22 protein-coding genes are annotated in these 22,049 nt (G+C 25.2%); 14 read left to right on the forward strand and 8 right to left on the reverse strand.

Annotated features, from left to right (window positions below):
• Positions 1 to 7: 7 nt before the first annotated feature.
• From purE to guaA, 8 genes are read left to right on the forward strand one after another with little or no spacing between them, the layout of a single operon-like run.
• Entirely contained in the window at positions 8 to 499 is a 492-nt protein-coding gene (gene purE / locus H0H63_RS00770; protein ID WP_185858653.1) for a 5-(carboxyamino)imidazole ribonucleotide mutase, read from the forward strand.
• On the forward strand, positions 496 to 1,224 hold the full coding sequence (purC, locus tag H0H63_RS00775) for a phosphoribosylaminoimidazolesuccinocarboxamide synthase (RefSeq protein WP_185858654.1): 729 nt from the start codon (positions 496 to 498) through the stop codon (positions 1,222 to 1,224). Before purE ends, purC begins: the two co-directional genes overlap by 4 nt.
• Before the next feature lie 47 nt (positions 1,225 to 1,271).
• Positions 1,272 to 2,705, forward strand: a complete 1,434-nt coding sequence (purF, locus tag H0H63_RS00780; RefSeq protein WP_185858655.1) for an amidophosphoribosyltransferase — start codon at positions 1,272 to 1,274, stop codon at positions 2,703 to 2,705.
• A gap of 45 nt (positions 2,706 to 2,750) precedes the next feature.
• The gene (purM, locus tag H0H63_RS00785) at positions 2,751 to 3,731 is read left to right on the forward strand and encodes a phosphoribosylformylglycinamidine cyclo-ligase (protein ID WP_185858656.1); all 981 of its coding nucleotides are present in this window, start codon (positions 2,751 to 2,753) and stop codon (positions 3,729 to 3,731) included.
• 28 nt (positions 3,732 to 3,759) lie between these two features.
• Positions 3,760 to 4,326 (forward strand): formyltransferase family protein, encoded by a 567-nt coding sequence (locus H0H63_RS00790; protein ID WP_185858657.1) that lies wholly within the window; start codon positions 3,760 to 3,762, stop codon positions 4,324 to 4,326.
• 42 nt (positions 4,327 to 4,368) lie between these two features.
• The gene (gene purH / locus H0H63_RS00795) at positions 4,369 to 5,892 is read left to right on the forward strand and encodes a bifunctional phosphoribosylaminoimidazolecarboxamide formyltransferase/IMP cyclohydrolase (RefSeq protein WP_185858658.1); all 1,524 of its coding nucleotides are present in this window, start codon (positions 4,369 to 4,371) and stop codon (positions 5,890 to 5,892) included.
• 6 nt (positions 5,893 to 5,898) lie between these two features.
• Complete coding sequence (purD, locus tag H0H63_RS00800; RefSeq protein ID WP_185858659.1) at positions 5,899 to 7,143, forward strand: phosphoribosylamine--glycine ligase; 1,245 nt, start codon at positions 5,899 to 5,901, stop codon at positions 7,141 to 7,143.
• A 51-nt stretch (positions 7,144 to 7,194) separates the two neighbouring features.
• Positions 7,195 to 8,754, forward strand: coding sequence for a glutamine-hydrolyzing GMP synthase (gene guaA, locus H0H63_RS00805; RefSeq protein ID WP_185858660.1), 1,560 nt, complete (start codon positions 7,195 to 7,197; stop codon positions 8,752 to 8,754).
• A gap of 4 nt (positions 8,755 to 8,758) precedes the next feature.
• Here the strand turns inward: guaA and accD are convergent, their stop codons facing one another.
• Together accD and fbaA are read right to left on the reverse strand one after the other, a co-directional pair.
• Positions 8,759 to 9,598, reverse strand: coding sequence for an acetyl-CoA carboxylase, carboxyltransferase subunit beta (gene accD / locus H0H63_RS00810; RefSeq protein ID WP_185858661.1), 840 nt, complete (start codon positions 9,596 to 9,598; stop codon positions 8,759 to 8,761).
• A gap of 16 nt (positions 9,599 to 9,614) precedes the next feature.
• A complete protein-coding gene (fbaA, locus tag H0H63_RS00815; protein WP_185858662.1) occupies positions 9,615 to 10,682 on the reverse strand; it encodes a class II fructose-bisphosphate aldolase in 1,068 nt (355 codons plus the stop codon).
• A gap of 103 nt (positions 10,683 to 10,785) precedes the next feature.
• On the opposite strand from fbaA, the gene H0H63_RS00820 reads away from it, so the two are divergent.
• The gene (locus H0H63_RS00820) at positions 10,786 to 13,395 is read left to right on the forward strand and encodes a UvrD-helicase domain-containing protein (RefSeq protein WP_185858663.1); all 2,610 of its coding nucleotides are present in this window, start codon (positions 10,786 to 10,788) and stop codon (positions 13,393 to 13,395) included.
• Positions 13,396 to 13,399: 4 nt separating this feature from the next.
• Here the strand turns inward: H0H63_RS00820 and lipA are convergent, their stop codons facing one another.
• The gene (lipA, locus tag H0H63_RS00825) at positions 13,400 to 14,254 is read right to left on the reverse strand and encodes a lipoyl synthase (protein WP_185858664.1); all 855 of its coding nucleotides are present in this window, start codon (positions 14,252 to 14,254) and stop codon (positions 13,400 to 13,402) included.
• A 78-nt stretch (positions 14,255 to 14,332) separates the two neighbouring features.
• On the opposite strand from lipA, the gene H0H63_RS00830 reads away from it, so the two are divergent.
• From H0H63_RS00830 to H0H63_RS00840, 3 genes are read left to right on the forward strand one after another with little or no spacing between them, the layout of a single operon-like run.
• Positions 14,333 to 15,439 (forward strand): Nif3-like dinuclear metal center hexameric protein, encoded by a 1,107-nt coding sequence (locus tag H0H63_RS00830; protein ID WP_185858665.1) that lies wholly within the window; start codon positions 14,333 to 14,335, stop codon positions 15,437 to 15,439.
• A gap of 16 nt (positions 15,440 to 15,455) precedes the next feature.
• Positions 15,456 to 16,235, forward strand: a complete 780-nt coding sequence (locus H0H63_RS00835; protein ID WP_185858666.1) for a zinc ribbon domain-containing protein — start codon at positions 15,456 to 15,458, stop codon at positions 16,233 to 16,235.
• 7 nt (positions 16,236 to 16,242) lie between these two features.
• Positions 16,243 to 16,809, forward strand: coding sequence for a thioredoxin family protein (locus tag H0H63_RS00840; RefSeq protein ID WP_185858667.1), 567 nt, complete (start codon positions 16,243 to 16,245; stop codon positions 16,807 to 16,809).
• Here H0H63_RS00840 and H0H63_RS00845 read toward each other — a convergent pair.
• From H0H63_RS00845 to H0H63_RS00860, 4 genes are read right to left on the reverse strand one after another with little or no spacing between them, the layout of a single operon-like run.
• A complete protein-coding gene (locus H0H63_RS00845) occupies positions 16,800 to 17,786 on the reverse strand; it encodes a DHH family phosphoesterase (protein WP_185858668.1) in 987 nt (328 codons plus the stop codon). The two genes, H0H63_RS00840 and H0H63_RS00845, sit on opposite strands and share 10 nt — an antisense overlap.
• A 2-nt stretch (positions 17,787 to 17,788) precedes the next feature.
• Complete coding sequence (locus H0H63_RS00850; RefSeq protein WP_185858669.1) at positions 17,789 to 19,216, reverse strand: CCA tRNA nucleotidyltransferase; 1,428 nt, start codon at positions 19,214 to 19,216, stop codon at positions 17,789 to 17,791.
• Between the two features lie 4 nt (positions 19,217 to 19,220).
• Complete coding sequence (locus tag H0H63_RS00855) at positions 19,221 to 19,799, reverse strand: L-threonylcarbamoyladenylate synthase (RefSeq protein WP_185858670.1); 579 nt, start codon at positions 19,797 to 19,799, stop codon at positions 19,221 to 19,223.
• 21 nt (positions 19,800 to 19,820) lie between these two features.
• Positions 19,821 to 20,636 (reverse strand): 2,3,4,5-tetrahydropyridine-2,6-dicarboxylate N-succinyltransferase, encoded by an 816-nt coding sequence (locus H0H63_RS00860; protein ID WP_185858790.1) that lies wholly within the window; start codon positions 20,634 to 20,636, stop codon positions 19,821 to 19,823.
• Between the two features lie 119 nt (positions 20,637 to 20,755).
• On the opposite strand from H0H63_RS00860, the gene ruvX reads away from it, so the two are divergent.
• On the forward strand, positions 20,756 to 21,178 hold the full coding sequence (gene ruvX, locus H0H63_RS00865; RefSeq protein ID WP_185858671.1) for a Holliday junction resolvase RuvX: 423 nt from the start codon (positions 20,756 to 20,758) through the stop codon (positions 21,176 to 21,178).
• Positions 21,175 to 21,708 carry a peptide deformylase gene (gene def / locus H0H63_RS00870; protein WP_185858672.1) on the forward strand — a complete coding sequence of 178 codons (534 nt, stop codon included), beginning with the start codon at positions 21,175 to 21,177 and terminating at the stop codon, positions 21,706 to 21,708. Before ruvX ends, def begins: the two co-directional genes overlap by 4 nt.
• On the opposite strand, the gene rplT is transcribed toward def, so the two are convergent.
• On the reverse strand, positions 21,699 to 22,046 hold the full coding sequence (gene rplT, locus H0H63_RS00875) for a 50S ribosomal protein L20 (protein ID WP_185858673.1): 348 nt from the start codon (positions 22,044 to 22,046) through the stop codon (positions 21,699 to 21,701). The two genes, def and rplT, sit on opposite strands and share 10 nt — an antisense overlap.
• Positions 22,047 to 22,049: the final 3 nt, after the last annotated feature.

Raw genomic sequence — 22,049 nt, forward strand, 5'->3', positions numbered from 1 at the left:
ATAACTTATGAAAGTAGCTATATTTTTCGGAAGTATTTCCGATAAATCAACTATGAAAAATGCAGCGGATATGCTAAAAAAGTTTGATATAAGTTATAAATCTTATGTCATTTCTGCACATAGACTACCAGATATTTTATCAAATACTATAAAAAAAATAGAATCTGAAGGTACAGATTTAATTATTGCAGGAGCTGGTTTATCTGCTCATTTACCTGGATTTATATCTTCAAAAACTATACTTCCTGTAATTGGAGTTCCAATTCATCATTGTAATAATTCTTATGGTTCATTAGGAGGAATAGACGCATTATTTTCTATAGTACAAATGCCTAAAAACGTTCCTGTTGCTACAGTAGGAATTAATAATTCCTATAATGCAGCTTTATTGGCTATTCATATTTTGTCTATAAAATATAAAAATATCAGAAAATCATTGCTAAAATTTAGAATGGAAACAACAGATAAATTAAAAACAAAAATAGAGCAATATTTATGATAATAAATAATATTATTAAAAAAAATCTTTTATCAGAGGGAAAAACAAAAAAAATATATGAGACTAATCATCCATTAAAAGTATTAATTCAATATAAAGATCATATTACAGCTTTTAATGGATTAAAAAATAAATTTTTACAAAAAAAAGGTCATTTAACCAATGAAATTTCTTCATTAATATTTGAATTTATAAATTCTTGCAAAATAAAGACTCACTTTATACGAAAATTCAATAAAATAGAGCAATTATGTTATAAAGTCAATATGATTCCTTTAGAATTTGTTGTTAGAAACATTGTTTCTGGAAGTCTATCTAGACGGTTAGGAATCAAAGAAGGGGAGCATATATCAAATGCTATTTTTGAAATTTTTTATAAAAATGACGAATTAAAAGATCCGTTGATTAATGATCATCATGTTGTATTCTTGAAAATAATTTCCTATGAAGAATTAAATACAATTTTTCGCATTATATCACATTTAAATTGTATTCTGAAAAGTTTTTTTTTGGATAAAAATATTATATTAGTGGATTTTAAAATAGAATTTGGAAAAAATCATAACAACGAAATTTTACTTTCTGATGAAATAAGTCCTGATACTTGTCGTCTTTGGGATAAAAAAACAATGAAAAAACTAGATAAAGATATTTTTAGGATTGGATTTGATGAAAATATGCTTGATATTTATATGGAAATCTTAAAAAGATTAAATGTTGGATAACCAAAAGTAATGGAGGAAATATTTTTTTTACAAAAATTTCCAAAAAGATGATATCTCAATTATTCCCTTTTTTTATGAAAAATAATAATGATTATGATAAATTTCATGATGAATGTGGTATTTTTGGAATTTATTCTCCTAAAAAAGTAGATACTTTTTCTTTAATTCAATTTGGATTATTTGCATTACAACACAGAGGTCAAGAAGCTTGCGGTTTTTCTGTTTTACGAGATGGTTTTATTATATCTCATAAAAGCGAAGGTCTAGTTTTAGATTTTTTTAAAAAAATTTCAAATTCTGAATGTTATCATGGAAATGCGGTCATTGGACATACACGTTATTCAACAGAAGGAGGACAAAGTAAAAAAAATATACAACCATTTTTTGGAGAAAACTCTTATGGAAAAAGTACTATATCTATAGTACACAATGGTAATTTAGTAAATGCTCAATCTATTCGTCAAAAATTAGAATCTAAAGGAGTCCATTTTATATCAGAATACTCTGATTCTGAAGTAATATTGCGTTTAATACAAAAGTATTTATTGGAATCTAATAATAGTTTAGAAAAAGCTATTAAAAAGACTACTCTTGAAATTAGAGGAGCTTATTCTGTCATAGTGCTAATGGATAATCAAATAGCAGCTTTTAGAGATCCAAACGGAATTCGTCCTTTATGTTATGGAATGCTGAATGAAAAAACTTATATATTTAGTTCTGAAACTTGTGGAATAGATTCTGTTGGAGGTTTTTATGTCAGAGATTTATTTCCAGGAGAAATAGTGATAGTGGATCAAAAATCTATTCAATTTTATCTAATGAAAAATAGAGAACATATAAAAAAAAGAATATGTTCTTTTGAGTATATTTACTTTTCTCGTCCAGATTCCTTGATTGAAAATATAAACGTTTATGAAATTCGTGAAAAAAGTGGAGAAAAACTTTATGAACAACATCCAGTAAAAGCAGATGTAGTCATTGGAGTACCAGATTCTGGAGTACCTGCATCTATTGGATATTCTAAAGCTTCTGGAATTCCTTTTAAACCAATTTTAGTGAAAAATAAATATATTGGTAGATCTTTTATTTTACCTAAACAAGAAATGCGAGAAAAAATGGTAAACTTAAAACTGAATCCTATTTTAGATGAAATAAAAGGAAAACGGATTATTATAATTGATGATTCTATAGTTCGTGGAACTACTAGTCGTAGATTGGTTTATATTTTGAGAAAAGCAGGTGCAAAAGAAATCCATTTTAGAAGTGCTTCCCCTCCTATTATAGCTCCATGTTATTTAGGAGTAGATACTCCAAGTAAAAAAGATCTCATATCATACAATCATATAAAAAAAAATATAGAAAAAATGCTAGATGTAGATAGTTTAGAGTTCTTAAGTATGGATAATCTAGTAGATATTCTTGGTAGCAAAAATTATTGTTTTGGTTGTTTTACGGAAACTTATCCTGTTCAAAAAAAATAGCAGCATAACATATAATAAACATATTTAATCAATTAATAATCCCCCATGAAAAAAAGTAATAATATCTCTAGAATGAGTCAAATTTTAGAGAGAACTTATACCAACAAGGTTATTAGTAATTTAGATCACTTCGCTGGTTTTTATAAAATCTATAAAAGTGGATATAAAGAACCTATTTTAGTATCTGGAGTAGATGGTGTAGGAACAAAATTACGTTTAGCTATCGATTACAAAAGATATAACTTAATTGGAGTAGATTGTTTTGCAATGTGTGCAAATGATATATTATGTCACGGAGCCCTTCCTTTATTTTTTTTGGATTATTTAGCTTGTGGAAAATTAAATTCTTCTATTATAGAAAAAATAATAGAAGGAATAGCTATTTCTTGCCAAAAAACTCATACCTGTCTCATAGGTGGAGAAACTGCGGAAATGTCTATAATATATAAAGAACAAGATTATGATATTGCTGGATTTTGTGTAGGTATTGTAGAAAAAGAAAATATGATAGATGGAAAAAAATGTATTCAGGAAAAAGATATTTTAATAGGACTTCCTTCATCAGGAATCCATAGCAATGGATTTTCTTTAATTCAAAACATTTTTACATCAAAAGATTTGATAAAAAAATTTGAAGGAGTCCCTCTTTATGAAATTCTTTTAGTTCCAACTAAAATTTATCATTATCCTATTCATATTTTATTGAGAGAATTTATGATACATGGATTAGCTCATATTACTGGAGGTGGAATACAAGATAATTTATCTAGAATTATTCCAGACAATTTATCAGCTATAGTAGAAAAAAAAAGAATTCCTACTCCTCCTATTTTCAATTATATTAAAAAAAAAGGAAATCTATTAGATATAGACATGTGGAAAACTTTCAATATGGGAGTAGGAATGATTATAATAGTATCTTTTAAAGAAAAATATTCTGTTTTGGATCGACTATATAATTTAGGAGAAAAACCTTTTATTTTTGGGAATATTGTGAAAGGAAATAAAAGAGTACTTTTGAAATAGTTTGTTTCTATATATATATGTACCTACCATGAAAAAAATAGCTATTTTAGTTTCTGGAAAAGGAACCAATATGAAGCATATTTTACAAGCAATCAAATATGGGATTCTTTCTAATTTCAGAGTAAATTTTGTTATTTCTGATAGAAGATGCGAGGCCTTTCAATATGCATTAAAAAAAAATATAAAATCGGTTTCTTTAGAAAAAATTGAAAAAAAATCCCTTTCTAAAGAAATAGATAAAATACTTATGAAAGATATTCCTAATATTATAGTTCTTGCTGGATTTCTTTCTATACTTGATGCAAAATTTTGTGAAAAATGGGTTGGTAAAATTATCAATATTCATCCTTCTCTTTTACCTAAATATGGAGGAAAAGGAATGTATGGAATGAAAGTACATCAATCCGTTATAGAAAATAAGGAAAGTATATCAGGGGCTACTACTCATTATGTTACAAAAAATATAGATGCAGGAGATATAATTTTGAAGAAAACATGTAATATAGTTTTAAAGGAAACTATTCATTCTTTATCAAAAAAAGTATCTCTTATAGAAAGAGAAATATTAATTCAATCTATACAAAATTTTTTTTGACAATACTTTTCAATATAAAATTAAATTAATAGTATGTCTTTTATGAAAAGAGCTTTAATTAGTGTTTACGAAAAAAATAAAAAATTATTTAATTTTGTTAATTTTTTATATAAAAAAGGATATCAAATAGTTTCTACAGGAGGGACTTATCAATACTTAATCAAAAACGGATTATCTAACGTTATAGAAGTATCTGATATTACTTCTTTTCCTGAAATTTTAGATGGAAGAATAAAAACTATTCATCCTAATATTTATGGAGGAGTTTTAGCTAATCGTTCCATTGATAGACATATTAAATCTATTCGTCTTCACAAGATTCATTTTATTGATATTGTATTGGTAAATTTTTATCCATTTATTGAAGAAATGAAAAAAAAATCTATCAATTCTTTAATTGAATTTATTGATATAGGAGGTCCTTCTATACTTCGTGCAGCTGCTAAAAATTTTTTGTATGTAACTCCTATTATAGATGATAATGATTATGAATTAGTACAAAATGAAATTGTTGATTATGGATCTCCTTCATTGATATTGAGGAAAAAATTAGCAGGAAAGGTTTTTAATTTTACTTCTGCTTACGATTCTGCTATTTCTCAATATTTTTTAATGGATGATAAGTTTCCTATTTACTTACAGTCTTCTTATAAAAAAAAAATGAAACTCCGTTATGGAGAAAATCCTCATCAAGAAGCCGCTTATTATGTAAATGAGATGCATCAAGGAGCCATGAAAAATTTTCATCAATTACATGGTAAGACATTATCATTTAATAATTTACGAGATATGGATATAGCTTGGAAAGTCGTTTCTCAATTTTCAGAACCAGCTTGTTGTACGGTAAAACATTCTACTCCTTGTGGAGTAGCATTAGGTAAGGATATTATTGAAGCATTTAAAAAAACTTATTATTCTGATACTATTTCTTCTTTTGGAGGAATCATGGCTTTCAATATTCCAATTACAAAAAAATTGGCTAAAGAAATCAATCATATTTTTATAGAAGTAATTCTTTCTCCAAATTATGATACAGATGTATTGACTATTTTAAAAATAAAAAAAAATATTAGAATTATTAAGATTAATGAATCTATTTCTGACAGACTAGAATATGTTCAAATAGATGGAGGAATCTTAGTTCAAGAATCTGATTATTTTTTTAATCATGAAGAAAATTATCAAATAGTAACCAAAAAAAAATTTACAGATCAAGAACTACAATCTCTATTTTTTGCCCAAAAAGTAGTGAAATATGTGAAATCTAATGCCATTGTTATTGCTAAAGGAACACAAACCTTGGGGATTTCAGGCGGTCAAACCAATAGAATTTGGGCGGCTCGTCAAGCGATAGAAAGAGCTTTAGAAAAAAGTAAAAAAGGATTAGTTCTTGTATCTGATGCTTTTTTTCCTTTTCGTGATGTTATAGATGAAGCTGCTCGTTCTGGTGGAATAGGTGCTATTCTTCAACCAGGAGGATCAATACGAGACAAAGAATCTATAAAAGCTTGTGATGATTATGGAATAGCTATGGCTATTACTGGAAAGAGACATTTTAAACATTAAAAAATAATGAAAATTTTAATTATTGGTGGAGGTGGACGTGAACATGCCATTGGTAAAAAGTTATTAGAAGATTATAATCCTATTCATCTTTATTTTTATCCTGGAAATGGAGGAACAGGTTTAATAGGAAATAATATTAATAATCACTATTCTATATTGGAATTAGGTATGTTTTCTAAAAAAAATGACATAGATATAACGATTGTCGGATCCGAAATTTTCCTATTAGAAGGAATTGTTGATGTTTTTAAAAATTTTGGATTAAAAATAATAGGACCACATTATTCAGCTGCTAAACTTGAAGGAGATCGTATTTTTTCTAAATCCTTTATGAAAAAATATGGGATTCGAACTCCAAAATACGAAATTTTTTCTTGTTATCAAACAGCTATGAGTTTCTTGAAAAAAAAAAAGTATTTTCTTCCTATAGCTATTAAATCTAATGGATTAGCAGAAGGAAAAGGAGTTATTTTAGCTCATAATATAGATGAAGCTAAAAAAGCTTTAAAAACTATTATGATAGAAAAAAAATTTGGAAAATCTGGTAATAAAATAATTATAGAAGAATTTTTACAAGGAAAGGAAGCTTCTATTATATCTCTTTTCAATGGAAAAGACATTATCCCTTTCTTATCTGCTATGGATTATAAAAAAATAGGAGAAAATGAAAAAGGAATGAATACAGGAGGAATGGGGGCTATTGTTCCTAATCCATATATGACCAATTCTGTTTGGATAGATTTCAAAAAAAATATATTGGAACCGACTTTAGAAGGTTTGATTTTAGAAAAATTGAATTTTTTTGGATTTTTATACTTTGGATTAATGATTACTCCAAATAAAATTTACTTATTAGAATATAACACTCGTATTGGAGATCCAGAAGCTCAAACTTTGTTTCCTTTAATGAAAAGTAACTTTTTGAATATTATTCAATCTTCTTTTCTTCATAAAGAAGAAATAAATATTATTTGGGAAAAATCGTGTTCTTGTTGCATAGTTTTATCTTCTAAAGGATATCCTGAAAAATATGAAACTGGAAAACTCATAGTAGGATTAGATTCTTTACAAGAACCTTTTTATATTGCCGGAGCAAAAAAAGAAAAAGAAGATTGGATTACGTCAAGTGGACGTGTTCTCAATATAATAGGAATAGGAAATACTATTCAAGAGGCTAGAAAAAAAGCGTATGATAAGGTTAAAAAAATAAAATTTGAAAATTTATATTTTAGAAGAGATATTGGTTTATAAGTAAATTATGTTGTTTTTTTTTCGTATTCGTAAAAAAGAAATATAAAAAAAATGAAAAAAGATTTCATACTTATATTAGATTTTGGATCTCAATATAGTCATATGATAGCAAGAAGAATTCGATATATGGGAGTATATACTTTGTTATATCGTTATGATATTTCCATATCCTACATTTTTTCAAAAAATCCAAAAGGAATTATTTTATCAGGGGGTCCTTTTTCTGTTTATGAAAATGGATCTCCATCAATATCTCAAGATCTATTTCAATTAAATATTCCCATATTTGGAATTTGTTACGGAATGCAAATGATTTCTTTTCTATTTGGTGGAAAGATAGAAAAATCCAAACATAAAGAATATGGAAAATCTTGTTTTATTATAGAAGATGATAATAATTTATTATTCAATGGAATTCCTAGAAAATCTATTGTTTGGATGAGTCATTTCGATGAAGTGAAAAAAATTTCAAAAGAATTTAAAGTTCTTGGACATACTTCATCTTGTCCTGTAGCAGCTTTAAGACATAAAAATAAAGAAATTTATGCTGTACAATTTCATCCAGAAGTAGAAAATACAGAATTTGGAATATCTATATTGAAAAATTTTATTTTTCATATTTGCCAATGCAAAAGTTCAAATTGGAATATTGATAATTTTGTACAAAATGCAATAAATAAAATCAAAAAACGTGTAGAAAAAAAAAAAGTGATACTAGGTTTTTCTGGAGGAATAGATTCTTTTGTAACTGCTTATATCATTTATAAAGCGATTGAAAATTCTTTAATTTGTATTTTTGTGGATACAGGATTTCTTTTAGAACAAGAAAAAGAAAATATACTTTTTTTGTGTAAAAAAATGAATTTTCCTCTTCAAATAATAGATGCTAAAAATCGTTTTTTATCTAAATTAACTGGAATTGTTGATCCTGAAATGAAAAGAAAAATTATAGGTAAAGAATTTCTTTCTATATTTCAAAAAGTATCAGTAACAATTAAAAATGTTGAATTTTTAGCACAAGGTACTATTTATTCAGATATTATTGAATCTTCTATTTTTTCAAATTCCAATCAAAATCAATTAAATTATTCTATCAAATCTCATCATAATGTAGGAGGATTACCGAAAAAACTGATGAAATTGAAACTTATTGAACCATTAAAAAATTTATTTAAAGATGAAGTAAGACAAATAGGAAAAAAACTAGGATTTCCCATGGAAATCTTGTATCGACATCCATTTCCTGGACCAGGATTAAGTATTAGAATTATTGGAGAAGTCAGTGAAAAAAAGATTTCTATTTTAAAAAAAGCAGAAAATATTCTTTTGCAAGAATTAAAAAAAAACGATATATATCATAATGTAAATCAAGCTTTTATAATCTTATTACCTATTAAATCTGTAGGAGTCATGGGAGATAAACGAACATATGAATATGTAGCTGTATTACGTGTTATTAATACAGAGGATTTTATGACTGCTACTTTTTCACATTTATCTTATGATTTTTTAGAGAGAATTTCAAATAGAATTATTAATGAAGTTGATGGAATTAATAGAATGGTATACGACATAACTTCTAAACCTCCATCCACTATCGAATGGGAATAATTTTTTACATCATCATAGATACTAAATTGAGTATATTTTTTTTTAATTCATTTCTTGGAGAAATTATATCTATAAACCCTTTATCCATAAGAAATTCTGATGTTTGAAATCCTTCTGGAAGATCTTTTCCAATTGTTTCTCTTATAACTCTAGGTCCAGCAAATCCAATAAGAGCTCCTGGTTCTGCTATATTTATATCTCCAAGTAAAGCGTAAGAAGCTGTAACTCCTCCAGTTGTTGGATCTGTAAGAACAGATATATAGGGTATTTTAGCATCTCTTAATTGAGTTAATCTTGCAATTGTTTTAGCCATTTGCATTAGAGAAAAAGAAGATTCCATTATTCTTGCTCCTCCTGATTTAGATATTAATATATATGGATATTTTTTTTCTATACAATATTTTATTGCTCTAGATATTTTTTCTCCTACTACAGATCCCATAGATCCTCCTATAAATGAAAAATCCATGCATGATATGACCATGTTCATTCCTTTTATTTTCCCTATTCCTGTTCTAATAGAATCATATAAATTTGTTTTTTTTCTTGCTTCTTGAATTCTATCTGTATATTTTTTATTATCTTCCCATTTTATAGGATCTTTACTTATCATTTTCATATTTATTTCTAAAAATTTTCCATGATCGAAAAGAATTTCGAAATATTCTTTACTATGAATTCTAACATGATATCCATCTTCTGGACTTACATAAGCATTTTTTTTTAACTCTTCCGTATCTATAATTTTTCCGCTAGGAGTTCTATACCATATTCCTTTTGGAAAATCTTTTCTATTGTCTATAGACGTTAGAATATTCTTTTTTTTTCTTAAAAACCAAGACATGGTTTTTTTTATTTTGTTATAAAGTATTAATATTATTCATGAGTTCAAAATATTTCTTGAGAAGTATTTTGAAAGACTTTTCTCCTTCCCTTAACCAAACTCTAGGATCATAATATTTTTTATTTGGAATATCCTTTCCTTTAGGATTTCCTATTTGTGTTTTTAAATATTCTTCATTTTTTTTCATATAATCGCGAATTCCACAAGTAAAAGCATATTGCAAATCGGTATCTACATTCATTTTAACTACTCCATAATCAATAGCTTTTTGTATTTCTTCTTTAGAAGATCCAGATCCTCCATGAAAAACTAAAGAAACTGGTTTTGTTTTAGTTTTAAATTTTTTTTGTATATACTCTTGTGTTTTTTTCAATATTTCAGGACGAAGAATAACATTTCCAGGTTTATACACTCCATGTACATTTCCAAATGATGCTGCTATAATAAATTTTTTGCTTATTCGTCTTAATTTATCGTAAGCATAACTAACTTCTTCTGGTTGAGTATAAAGTTTATTGTTTTCTATATTCGAATGATCTATTCCATCTTCTTCCCCACCAGTAACTCCAAGTTCTATCTCAATAGTCATATTGCTTTTATTCATTCTGTAGAAATATTTTTCACAAATACTAATATTTTCTTCTAAAGTTTCATTAGATAGATCTAACATATGCGAGCTAAATAATGTTTTTCCAAAATTTTTGTAATATTCTTCATTAGCATCTATTAATCCATCTATCCATGATAAAAAAGATTTAGGACAATGATCTGTATGAAGAATAACTGTTGTTTTATATAAAGAAGATAATTCATGTATATGCATAGCACATGCTATAGAACCTTTAATTGCAGCTTTTTGTTCTCTATTATTTAACCCTTTTCCTGCATTAAAAGTAGCCCCTCCATTAGATAATTGAATAATAACAGGAGCATTAACTTCTGCTGCGGTTTCCATAACTGCGTTCATGGTATTAGAACTAATTACGTTAACAGCAGGTATAGCAAAAACGTTTTCCTTAGCATATTCAAATATTTCTTCAACCAGATCACCGGTAGCTACTCCGAAAGGGAATTTTTTATACATAAAATTATATTTAAAAGAATAAACAAATGTAAAAAAGTATTTTTTTTATTTTTATAGAAAAATATATAAAAATTTTTCGTATTTAAGATAAATAAAATTTATTATGCTTCTTCCAGCTACATTAAAAATATATAATTCTTCAGCAGGGTCAGGAAAAACTTTCTTTTTGGTTAAAAATTATCTTTACGTTTTATTAAAAAGTACTTGTCCTGATGAATTTAAAAGAGTATTAGTTTTGACTTTTACTAAAAAAGCTTCTGAAGAAATGAAAAAACGTATTTTACAATACCTAAAAGTATTTTCAATTACAACTGTTACTCAAAAAGTAAATATAGAATACGATTCGTTATTTTATTATCTTTCTAAAAATTTAGAATTATCTGAAAATCAAATATATGAACGTTCTAAAAAAATATTATTTGCAATTTTTCATGATTTTTCTTCTTTTTCTAAAAATATAAGTACTATAGATAAATTTACTTATTCTATTATTAGATCCTTTTTTTCCAATAAAGAAGAAGTATTTTCTTTAGAAATGAATACTGATCAATTTTTATTGAAAATTGTAGATAATATATTATATAAATTAAAAAATTCAGAAGAATGGTCAAATATTTTAGTTCAATTATCTCTGGATAAATTAAATACAGGAAGAAGCTGGAATCTTAGTAAAGAATTATTAAAAATAGCTCGTCTAATGGTAGGAGAAAATAATTTTTTTTTTATAAAAAAGATAAAAAATTATTCTTTTGAAGATTTTATAAAATTGAAAAATGATTTAATAAAAAGAACTAAAAATTTTGAAAAAAAATGCAAAAAACAGGGAAAAAATTTTTTTCAATTGTTAAAACAAACTTCTATTCAAAAACATTCATTTATTCATTCAGATATACCAAGACTTTTTCAAAAATTGCAGAAGGGAAATATTTTTTTTAATCCTTTCAATCAACGTCTTGAAAAATATATTCAAAAAAAAATATTGTATCCTTCTACTTCAATTTCAATAGATCAAAAAATATTGATAGAAAAAAATAAAAAAAAAATATTTGATCTATATCAAAAAACAAAACATATATATAAAAAAAACATATCCAATTATATTTTAGACAAACTTTTTTTGAAAAATATCAGTACATTGTCAATGATTCATGAAATAGAAAAAGAATTTCATTTTTTAAAAAATGAAAATAAAATTCTTTTAAATATAGAATTAAATCAAATTCTTTATGAAAAAATTATTAAAGAACCACTTCCTAAAATATATGAAAAAATAGGAATACAGTATAAATATTATTTTATAGATGAATTTCAAGATATTTCATTTTTACAATGGAGAAATATTAGAATGTTAGTTGAAAATGCTTTATCAGAAAATGGATCAGCTATGATTGTAGGAGACCCTAAACAATCTATATATAGATGGCGGGGTGGTGATTCTAAACAGTTTATTAATTTAATTTATTCTTATACAAATTTTTATAATAAACAATTAGAAACTATAGAAACAAATTATAGGAGTTATAAAGAAATTGTAAAATTTAATAATTCACTTTATCAATCCATATCTAAAATTTTTAATTCTCCTATTTATAAAGATATATACAAAAATTCAAAACAAAAAATATTAAAAAACACAGGAGGATATGTAGAAATAAACTTTTTTAGTACTAATGATAATAACAAAAACTATAAAGAATACATATATTCAAAAATAAAAAATAGAATAAAAAAGTTATTGAAACAAAAATATATGTTATCAGATATTGCTATATTAGTTAGGAAAAATGAAGAAGGTTTCTTTTTATCTGAAAAACTTATTCAAGATGGGTTTAGTGTAAATACTTCTGTTTCTTTACTCATAAAGAATCATTTAGAAATACAAATCATCATAAATTTTTTTTATATACTTGTATATCCTCATTGTTATCAAAAAAGAGCTTCTTTTATTTTATTATTGTTAAAAAACAAATTTATTTATACTAAAAAAGAGGATCATAATTTTATTATGGAAATTCTTTTTTTACCATTGAATCTATTTTTAAAAAAAATTCTATTAAAAAATTCATTAACATTAAACAAATTATATAATAAATCTATATACGATATATCAGAAAATGTAATTGAAGCTTTTGAATTATTAAATGAAAAAAATACTGCATCTATTTATTCTTTTTTAGATTTTGTTTATAGGTCTATGAGTCGTGTAGGAAATTCTATTGTAGATTTTTTAGATTACTGGGAATCTAAAAAAGAAAAAGAAAGTATAATTATTTCTGATCATACAAATGCTATTCATCTTATGACTATTCATAAATCTAAAGGATTGCAATTTTCTGTAGTACTTCTTCCTTTCACTGATTGGAATGTGATTTCTACAAGTAAAGAAGGAGTATGGATGAATGTAAATCCTAATTTATATCATGGATTAAATTCTATTTATTTTGAAATAGAACCATATTTTAAATATATAAAACATGATATATCTATACAAAATATTTATGAAAATTACTTATCAAATATAATATTTGATAATATTAATTTATTATACGTAGCTACTACTCGTTCGATAGAACAATTAATTTTGTTTTCAAAATTTGAAAATGATAATAATAAATATATCTCATTTTATATTATAAATTTTTTACGTGAAATAAAAATGTGGAACGATAAAAAATACAAGTATTCTTTTGGAAAAAAGACAAAAAATTATTGATTTATTATTTTACATGTCTTTCTGCATGATAAGAAGAACGGACCAACGGGCCACTCTCTACGTATTTAAATCCCATTTTTAATCCTATTTTTTCCAATTCTACAAATTGTTCAGGAAAAACAAAAAAATGAACAGGATAGTGATTTAAAGAAGGTTGTAAATATTGACCGATTGTAAGTATGTTTACTTTAGCTTTTCTTATATCTTTCATCGTTTCTATGATTTCTTGTTTGGTTTCTCCTAATCCTAACATGAGGCCTGTTTTTGTACGAATATTCTTATTTTTTTCTTTTATATATTGAAGGACTTTAAGACTACGATCATATTTAGCTTGAATACGTATTTTTTTTGTTAACCTAGATACAGTTTCCATATTATGAGAAATAACTTCTGGTTTTATATTAATGATCTCATCTATTATATTTTTATTTCCTTTAAAATCAGGAATTAATGTTTCTATTGTTATAGATGGATTTAAATATCGTATTTCTCGTATAGTTTCTACCCATAAAGAGACTCCCATATCTTTTAAATCATCTCTATTAACAGAAGTTAATACGGCATGTTTTATTTTCAATATTTTTATAGATTCTGCTACTTTTTTTGGTTCTTCTCTATCTACTTTTTCAGGACGTCCTGTTTTTACTCCACAAAATCTACAAGATCTCGTGCAAATGTTTCCCAATATCATAAAAGTAGCGACTCCTTTACCCCAACATTCCCCTATATTTGGACAACTAGCACTTTGACAAATGGTATTCAACTTATGCAAATAAACTAATTTTTGTAATTCATGATAATTTTTACCTATGGGTAGTTTAACTTTTATCCAATTTGGTTTTCTTTGAATTTTTCTCATAGTTATTTTTTTTATTTTATGCAATAATAAAAAAATCAATTTTTTTTATAAATTTGTTCGTGAGGTTTTTTTTTTAATATGGAAATTATCGTAAAAGATATAACTGCTAAATTAGAAAATTTAGCCCCTATAGAATATGCAGAGTCCTATGATAATGTTGGATTGATAGTTGGATCTCTACATCAAAAAGTAAAAAATATATTGATAACTTTAGATCTTACGGAAGATGTTTTTTATGAATCCATCAACAAAAAATGTAATCTTATAATATCTTTTCATCCCATTATTTTTCAATCCATAAAAAAAATAACTGGAAAAACATTTTCAGAAAGAGTTATCATTTCTGCTTTAAAACATAATGTCTCTATTTATATTATTCATACAAATTTAGATTTTATATGGGATGGAGGAACATCTTCAGTTATATCCAAATTATTGAGAATAAAAAGAGAGAGAGTTCTTATTCCAAAAAAGGGAACTATAAAAAAAATGATTACTTATGTTCCAATTAGTTATGCAGATAAAGTTAGGAATTCTTTATTTGATGCAGGAGCTGGAAATATTTCTAATTACAGTCATTGTAGCTATAATGTTGACGGATTTGGAAGTTTTATGGGAAATAAAGGAACTAAACCTTTTTGTGGAAAAAAAGAAGTTTTTCATATGGAAAAAGAAACTTGTATTAGTGTTCTTTTTCCTTATGATAAATTAAATATTATAAAAAAAGCTCTTTTTGAAAATCATCCTTATGAAGAAGTAGCTTATGAAATATTTAATATTGAAAATATAAATCCTCACCTAGGAATAGGTTTTATAGGATACATAGAAGAAGAAATGAATGAATATGATTTTCTTGTTTTTTTAAAAAGAAAAATGAATTTTCCTTGTATCCGGTATTCTCCTTTTACAGAAAAAAAAATAAAAAAAGTAGCTATGATAACAGGATCAGGACGTTTGGGAATAGAGGCCGCTATAAGAGAAAAAGTTGACGTTTTTATATCTTCTGATTTAAAATACCATGATTTTTTTAAATCTGAAAAAAAAATATTGATTGTGGATGTTGGACATTATGAATGTGAAAAATATTCTAAAAATTTATTAAAATCCTTTTTGGAAAAAGATTTTCCTTTTATTTATATTTATGAATCAGAAATTTATACGAATCCAGTGAAATATTTTTATTAATTAATTGAATTTTATTATGAAAATACAAAAATCGGTCACTGTAATAGACAAATTAAGGGCCTTATATAATCTACAATTAATAGATTCTCGTATAGATGAAATACGAACATTTCGTGGAAATGTTCCCATGGAAATAAAAAATTTGGAAGAAGAATTAGATAAAATGAAAAAAAAATTACAAGATGTTCATGAAGAAATTTCTTTTATCAAAGATAATATAGAAAAAAAAAATAAAAACATTAAATCTTCAGAAAAATTAATCAAAAAATACGAAAAACAAAAAAATAGTGTAAAAAATAGTAAAGAATTATATTCTATTGATAAAGAAATTGATTATAAAAAATTGGAGATTCAACTATTTAAAAAAAAAATCAAGGAATTAAATATTAAAATTCATAAAAAAGAAGAAATTGTAGAAAAACAAAAAAATTTATTAAAAAATAAAGAAATACATCTTGTTCACAAAAAAAAAGAACTAAATAAAATTCTTTTAGAAAATGATAAAGAGGAAAAAATTCTTTTAGAACAATCTTTATGTTTTTCTAAAAAAGTTGATTATAGTTTATTGAAAACTTATAAAAAAATAAGAAATAGAGTAAAAAATGGAGTAGCTGTTGCTCCAGTACAACGAGGAGCTCCATTAGGTTCTTATCTAGCAATAACTCCTCAAAAATATTCCGAATTAATTCAACGTAATCAACTTTTAATAGATGAACATAGTGGTAGGATATTAATAGATGATGAATTGGCTGAGGAAGAAAAGAAAAAATCTTTTGTTTTTTCTAAAAAAAAATAAATCAATTATGGTACGTACTTATTCTTCTAATGAAATTAAAAAAATTGAAATAAAAAACTTTAACTTATTAGAAGTTTCTTCAGGAAAAAAGAAATTTTTAAAATATTTTTTTTCGAATATAGCAACTGTAATTATGTTTATTTGCAATCATTGTCCGTATGTAAAACACATTAATATGGAATTAGTTCATTTAGCTAATGATTTTATCCCAAAAGGGATCTCTTTTTTAGCTATCAATTCTAATGATACAGAAAAATATCCCGAAGATTCTCCAAAAAACATGAAAAAAGTATTTCATCAATTCGGTTATCCTTTTCCTTATTTTTTTGATGAAACACAAGAAGTTGCAAAATATTATTCCGCAAAATGTACTCCTGAATTTTTCATTTTTTCCGGAAAAGGAAGTTTATATTATCACGGACAACTAGACGATTCTAGACCTGGAAACTTAATCCCAGTTACAGGAAACGATGTTAGAAACATATTAAAAAATGTTTTGAAAGGAATAAACATTCATCCGATAGTAAAACCTAGTTATGGATGTAATATCAAATGGAAAGATTCTTATAAATAAAAAGGAATAATATTTAAAAAATACTGAATAGTTTCAGACAAACTTTTTTCTAATATTCCACCTGATGCATTTTTGTGTCCACCACCTCTAAAATGTTTTCTTGCAAATAAGTTGACATCAAAATTTCCTTTTGAACGAAAAGAAATTTTAATTGGATATTTTTCTTTTTCTTCAAAAAAGAAAACAGAAAGAATAATATTTTTAATACCTAATCCATAGGTAATAATTCCTTCTGTATCTCCCTGTTTATAGGAATAAAAATTTATATCCGAAGCATTAATACTTGTATAAACTGTACGATATTTTTTTATTACTTTTAATTTTTTCAATGCTTTAGATAAAAGTTTTAATCTATTTTCATTATATTTTTCTTGTAAATGATCATGGATATGATTTATGTCAATTCCTTTTTCTATTAACTTTCCAGCAATAAAATGAGTTTCAGAAGTAACAGAAGGAAAACGAAAAAAACCTGTATCAGTTATTAATCCAACATATAAACATGTTGCTATTTTTATATCTATTTTAGATAAATTATTCATATCAGATATGAACCTGAATACCAAAACACTTGTAGCTGATACTGATGGATCTGAAAACATAAAATCAAAAAAAAATGGAAAAGGATGATGATCTATTAGTATTTTTTTTGCTTTTGAATGTGACAAAAAATTTTTTATATCTTTTATTCTTGATAAATTATTAAAATCTACAAAAAAAATATAATCAGAATTTATAATTTTATTTTTCACTAAAGACTGAGTTTTTTCCGATAAAACAAGAATATCTTTTGATCCTGGTAGCCATTGAAATGATTCAGAATATTCTGTTGGAGATATTAAATCAACATCATGTTTTAGTTTTCTAAAATAAAATAAAAGAGCCAAAGAAGATCCTAATGCATCCCCATCTGGATTATTATGTGGTAATAATACGATTTTTCTTTTTTTTATTCCGTTAATATCAGAAAACAACATATTTATTTTTTTTTCAATCCTAATTCTTCTCCTTTTTTTAACATAATAAAATAAGCAGAACTAAATTCATTGGAAATTTTTCCTTCCAAAATAGAATCTTTAATAAACTTTTTTATAATTCCTATTTTTTTACATGGATCTATATGAAAAGCCTTCATGATATCATTCCCTGATATAGGGGATTTCCAATTCTGAATACAATCTATTTCTTCTAATTTCTTCATTCTTTCCATAAGAAGATAAATGTTTTTTTTATACTCATTTTTTTTATCCATGTCATGAGTAGTAATATCTGCAATACACAATTTCATTAAATCTTCTAAATCTTTTCCTATATCAAATAATAATCTACGGATCGCAGAATTACTAATATCATTTCCTATTAAAGCAACAGGTCTATAACTATGTCTAATCATTTTTTTTACATATTTCATAATAACTCCTTTTGGGAGTTTTAAACGTTGAAAAATATTTGTAACCATTTTAGATCCTACAAATTCATGAGCATGGAAAGACCATCCAATTTTTGGATAAAATTTCTTAGTAAGTGGTTTTCCTATATCATGAAGTAAAGCGGCCCATCTTAACCAAAGAGAATTTTTTGTTTCTTTACTGATATTATCGACTACTTCTAAAGTATGATAAAAATTATCTTTATGTTTATATCCATTTTTCTCTTCAATTCCTATTAAACAAGTTAGTTCCGGTAATATGATTGATAATAATCCGGATTTATATAATAACAATAATCCTAAAGATGGTTTTTTATCCAATAAAATTTTATTGAATTCTTCTATAATTCTTTCCGTAGAAACAATATTTATTCTATTTTTATTTTTTTGAATAGACTTGAATGATTTTTCTTCAATGAAAAATCTAAGTTTAGTAGAAAATCGTATGGCTCTCATCATTCGTAATGGATCATCAGAATAAGTTATATCTGAATTTAATGGAGTCCTTAATATTTTTTTTTTCAAATCTAATAATCCTCCAAATGGATCTATTAATTCTCCATAATTTTCACGATTCAAACTAATAGCTAAAGTATTAATTGTAAAATCTCTTCTATTTTGATCATCTTGTAATGATCCTGATTCTATGATAGGCTTTCTACTATAAAAATGATAAGATTCTTTTCTTGATCCAACAAATTCTATTTTTTGGTTATCATAGACTAACATAGCAGTTCCAAAACGTTTAAATATTTTTATTTTTTTGGGAGAAGATGTCCTTATATAGTTTAAAACTTCCTTAGCTAATTTTATACCGTCTCCTATAGTTAAAATATCTAAATCTTTTGATTCCTCCATGTTTCCTATCAAAAAATCCCTGACGTAACCTCCTATTACATAACTTTCCTGTTTTATTTTTTTAGAAGATAAACTAACAATTTCAAATATTTTTTTATGAAGAGCAGATGATAAATTCATGTAACTACATGCGTAATATTTTTACCTTATTTGAAACTATTTTTATAATAGAAGAGTTTCTATAATGAGCTTTTTCTTTTCTTCGTAAATTTACAGCATAGTCTACTTGACTTAAAATAGAAGGACTTATTTCAGAAAAATATTGAGGAGAGGAAAATCCTGATAAATTAGCAGAAGTAGAAATAATAGGTTTATCTAAATTTTGGATCAAACAAGAGCAAAATGAATCATTCGTTAAACGAATAGCTAAAGTATTCTCTTTGTTCAATATACTAGATGCTATTTGACGAATATGATCGTACACTATAGTAATAGGTTTTTTATTTTTTTCAAAATTATCAATAAGAATCTTTATGGTAAAATCAGAAACATATTCGACTAATTGATGCAAACGATCTATACTTTCTACTAAAATAATCATAGACTTAGAACAATTTCTATTCTTAATTCGATATATTTTATTGATTGCATGTATATTAAAAGCCTCACAGCCTATTCCCCATACTGTATCGGTAGGATATAATAAGTTTTTTCCTTTTTTTAATATATCTACACTTTTTTCTATTTCTTCGTCAAAAGACATACATTATTTATTAAATAATATCTAAATTACTAAATTATGCGTTCTTAAAGCATCATTTAAAGATGTTTTTTTATCTGTACTTTCTTTTCTTTTTCCTATGATTATAGCACATGGAACATAATATGTTCCTGATGGAAATTTTTTTGGATAAGACCCCGGTATTACTACAGAATATTTAGGAATAATCCCTTTCATCTCGATGGATTTATCATGAGTAACATCAAAAATTTTAGTAGAAGCGGTTAAAACAACATTTGCTCCTAACACAGATCCTTTTTCTATAAGAATCCCTTCAACTAAAATACATCTAGATCCAATAAAAACATCATTTTCAATAATAACTGGGGTAGCTTGTATAGGTTCAAGAACTCCACCTATTCCAACTCCACCGCTAATATGTACACGATCCCCTATTTGAGCACAACTACCAACAGTGGCCCAAGTATCTATCATAGTCCCTTTTCCTATGAATGCACCTATATTTACGTAAGAAGGCATAAGAACAACCCCAGATGATATATAAGCCCCATAACGTGCTATAGCATGAGGAACTACACGAATTCCCTTTTCTCTGAATTTATTTTTTATAGGTATTTTATCATAGAATTCTAATGGTCCTAATTCTATTGTATTCATTTTTTTTATAAAAAAAAACATAATAATAGCTCTTTTTATCCATTCATTTACCACCCACTTTCCATTTAAACAATCAGATACTCTAATATATCCATTTTCTAAATGATCAACAACTTTAATAATTGTATCACTTTTTTTTATCCACGTATTTTTTTTATCCCAAATTTTATCAATTTCTAATTTCAGTACATTTACTTTCATATTTCTATTCATATTTATAAGAAAAAAACAAAAAAGTTAATAAAGAACAAAAATAATTAAATAAAATAAAATAACAAATATTAATAATAATATATATTTGTTGATTAATAATTTTAACAGTGAGAAAGATATTAGGAATAGATTATGGAAAAATAATAACAGGTTTATCTATAACAGATGAAAAACAAATATTTGCATTTGGATTAAAAGCTATTCCAACTAAAAAATTGATGAATTTTTTAGAATCATTCTTCTATCAGGAACAGATAGATATAATAGTTATTGGGCTCCCAATAAAATTAAATAATCAAAAAATTTCCTTTATAGAAACAGATATTCAAAAATTCATAAATGAATTTCACATAAAATATCCAAAAATGATAATAGAAAGATTAGACGAACGTTTTACATCCAAAATAGCATCTCATACTATGAAAGAATTAGGATTGAAAAAAAAAAGAAATAAAAAAATTTTAAACAAAATTAGCGCCACAATTATATTACAGTCTTATCTTAAAAGAAAAGAAAACATTGATTTATGATATTACCTATAATTATTTATGGAAATCCTATTTTAAGAAAAAAATGTATAGATATAGATTTTTTATCTTGTAAAAAAAAAATTAATCTTTTGATAGAAGATATGTTTGAAACAATACATAAAGAAAAAGGAATAGGATTAGCTGCCCCTCAAATAGGAAAAAACATACGACTCTTTATAATTGAACCTCCTGATTTCAATGATGGAAAAAAAGGAAGAAATTATAAAGAAGTTTTTATTAATGCCAAAATATTAAAAGTACATGGAGAAAAATCTATTCTTAACGAAGGGTGTCTTAGCATTCCCGGAGTGATGGGAGATGTAGAAAGAAAATCTCATGTATCGATTGAATATTATAACCATAATTGGAAAAAACAAAAAAAAATATTCACTGGTATATGCTCTAGAATTATTCAACATGAATATGATCATATTGAAGGAAAACTTTTTATAGATTATTTTTCTTCCATAAAAAGAAAAATGATCAAAAAAAAATTGATAAGTTTATACGAAAAAATTACTTATAAATAAACAGAATCTACTATTTTTTTAAAAGCATTAGGGTCACTTGTAGAAAGATATGAAAGAATTTTTCTATTCATTTTAATTTTCTTATTGGATAATTTGTTCATAAATACGGAATAGGATTTTCCATAGGTCCTAACTCCAGCATTAATACGTTGGATCCAAATAGATCTAAAATCTCTTTTTTTTCTTTTTCTTCCTGAAAAAGCATAAACAAAAGACTTTTCTACTGCATTTTTAGCAACTGTATAAACTTTACTTCTGGATCCATAAAAACCTTTTGCTAATTTTAATATTTTTTTTCTTCTTTTTCTAGAAGAAACGGAATTAGTAGATCTTGGCATAGC

The sequence above is a fragment of the Blattabacterium cuenoti genome (assembly GCF_014251655.1).
GTDB classification, from domain to species: domain Bacteria; phylum Bacteroidota; class Bacteroidia; order Flavobacteriales; family Blattabacteriaceae; genus Blattabacterium; species Blattabacterium cuenoti_I.

What these genes read in the sequence shown, in the direction of transcription:
- purE (WP_185858653.1), top strand. Translation starts at nt 8, where the DNA reads ATGAAAGTAGCTATATTTTTCGGAAGTATTTCCGATAAATCAACTATG.
- purC (WP_185858654.1), top strand. Translation starts at nt 496, where the DNA reads ATGATAATAAATAATATTATTAAAAAAAATCTTTTATCAGAGGGAAAA.
- purF (WP_185858655.1), top strand. Translation starts at nt 1,272, where the DNA reads ATGATATCTCAATTATTCCCTTTTTTTATGAAAAATAATAATGATTAT.
- purM (WP_185858656.1), top strand. Translation starts at nt 2,751, where the DNA reads ATGAAAAAAAGTAATAATATCTCTAGAATGAGTCAAATTTTAGAGAGA.
- H0H63_RS00790 (WP_185858657.1), top strand. Translation starts at nt 3,760, where the DNA reads ATGAAAAAAATAGCTATTTTAGTTTCTGGAAAAGGAACCAATATGAAG.
- purH (WP_185858658.1), top strand. Translation starts at nt 4,369, where the DNA reads ATGAAAAGAGCTTTAATTAGTGTTTACGAAAAAAATAAAAAATTATTT.
- purD (WP_185858659.1), top strand. Translation starts at nt 5,899, where the DNA reads ATGAAAATTTTAATTATTGGTGGAGGTGGACGTGAACATGCCATTGGT.
- guaA (WP_185858660.1), top strand. Translation starts at nt 7,195, where the DNA reads ATGAAAAAAGATTTCATACTTATATTAGATTTTGGATCTCAATATAGT.
- accD (WP_185858661.1), bottom strand. Translation starts at nt 9,598, where the DNA reads ATGTCTTGGTTTTTAAGAAAAAAAAAGAATATTCTAACGTCTATAGAC.
- fbaA (WP_185858662.1), bottom strand. Translation starts at nt 10,682, where the DNA reads ATGTATAAAAAATTCCCTTTCGGAGTAGCTACCGGTGATCTGGTTGAA.
- H0H63_RS00820 (WP_185858663.1), top strand. Translation starts at nt 10,786, where the DNA reads ATGCTTCTTCCAGCTACATTAAAAATATATAATTCTTCAGCAGGGTCA.
- lipA (WP_185858664.1), bottom strand. Translation starts at nt 14,254, where the DNA reads ATGAGAAAAATTCAAAGAAAACCAAATTGGATAAAAGTTAAACTACCC.
- H0H63_RS00830 (WP_185858665.1), top strand. Translation starts at nt 14,333, where the DNA reads ATGGAAATTATCGTAAAAGATATAACTGCTAAATTAGAAAATTTAGCC.
- H0H63_RS00835 (WP_185858666.1), top strand. Translation starts at nt 15,456, where the DNA reads ATGAAAATACAAAAATCGGTCACTGTAATAGACAAATTAAGGGCCTTA.
- H0H63_RS00840 (WP_185858667.1), top strand. Translation starts at nt 16,243, where the DNA reads ATGGTACGTACTTATTCTTCTAATGAAATTAAAAAAATTGAAATAAAA.
- H0H63_RS00845 (WP_185858668.1), bottom strand. Translation starts at nt 17,786, where the DNA reads ATGTTGTTTTCTGATATTAACGGAATAAAAAAAAGAAAAATCGTATTA.
- H0H63_RS00850 (WP_185858669.1), bottom strand. Translation starts at nt 19,216, where the DNA reads ATGAATTTATCATCTGCTCTTCATAAAAAAATATTTGAAATTGTTAGT.
- H0H63_RS00855 (WP_185858670.1), bottom strand. Translation starts at nt 19,799, where the DNA reads ATGTCTTTTGACGAAGAAATAGAAAAAAGTGTAGATATATTAAAAAAA.
- H0H63_RS00860 (WP_185858790.1), bottom strand. Translation starts at nt 20,636, where the DNA reads ATGAAAGTAAATGTACTGAAATTAGAAATTGATAAAATTTGGGATAAA.
- def (WP_185858672.1), top strand. Translation starts at nt 21,175, where the DNA reads ATGATATTACCTATAATTATTTATGGAAATCCTATTTTAAGAAAAAAA.
- rplT (WP_185858673.1), bottom strand. Translation starts at nt 22,046, where the DNA reads ATGCCAAGATCTACTAATTCCGTTTCTTCTAGAAAAAGAAGAAAAAAA.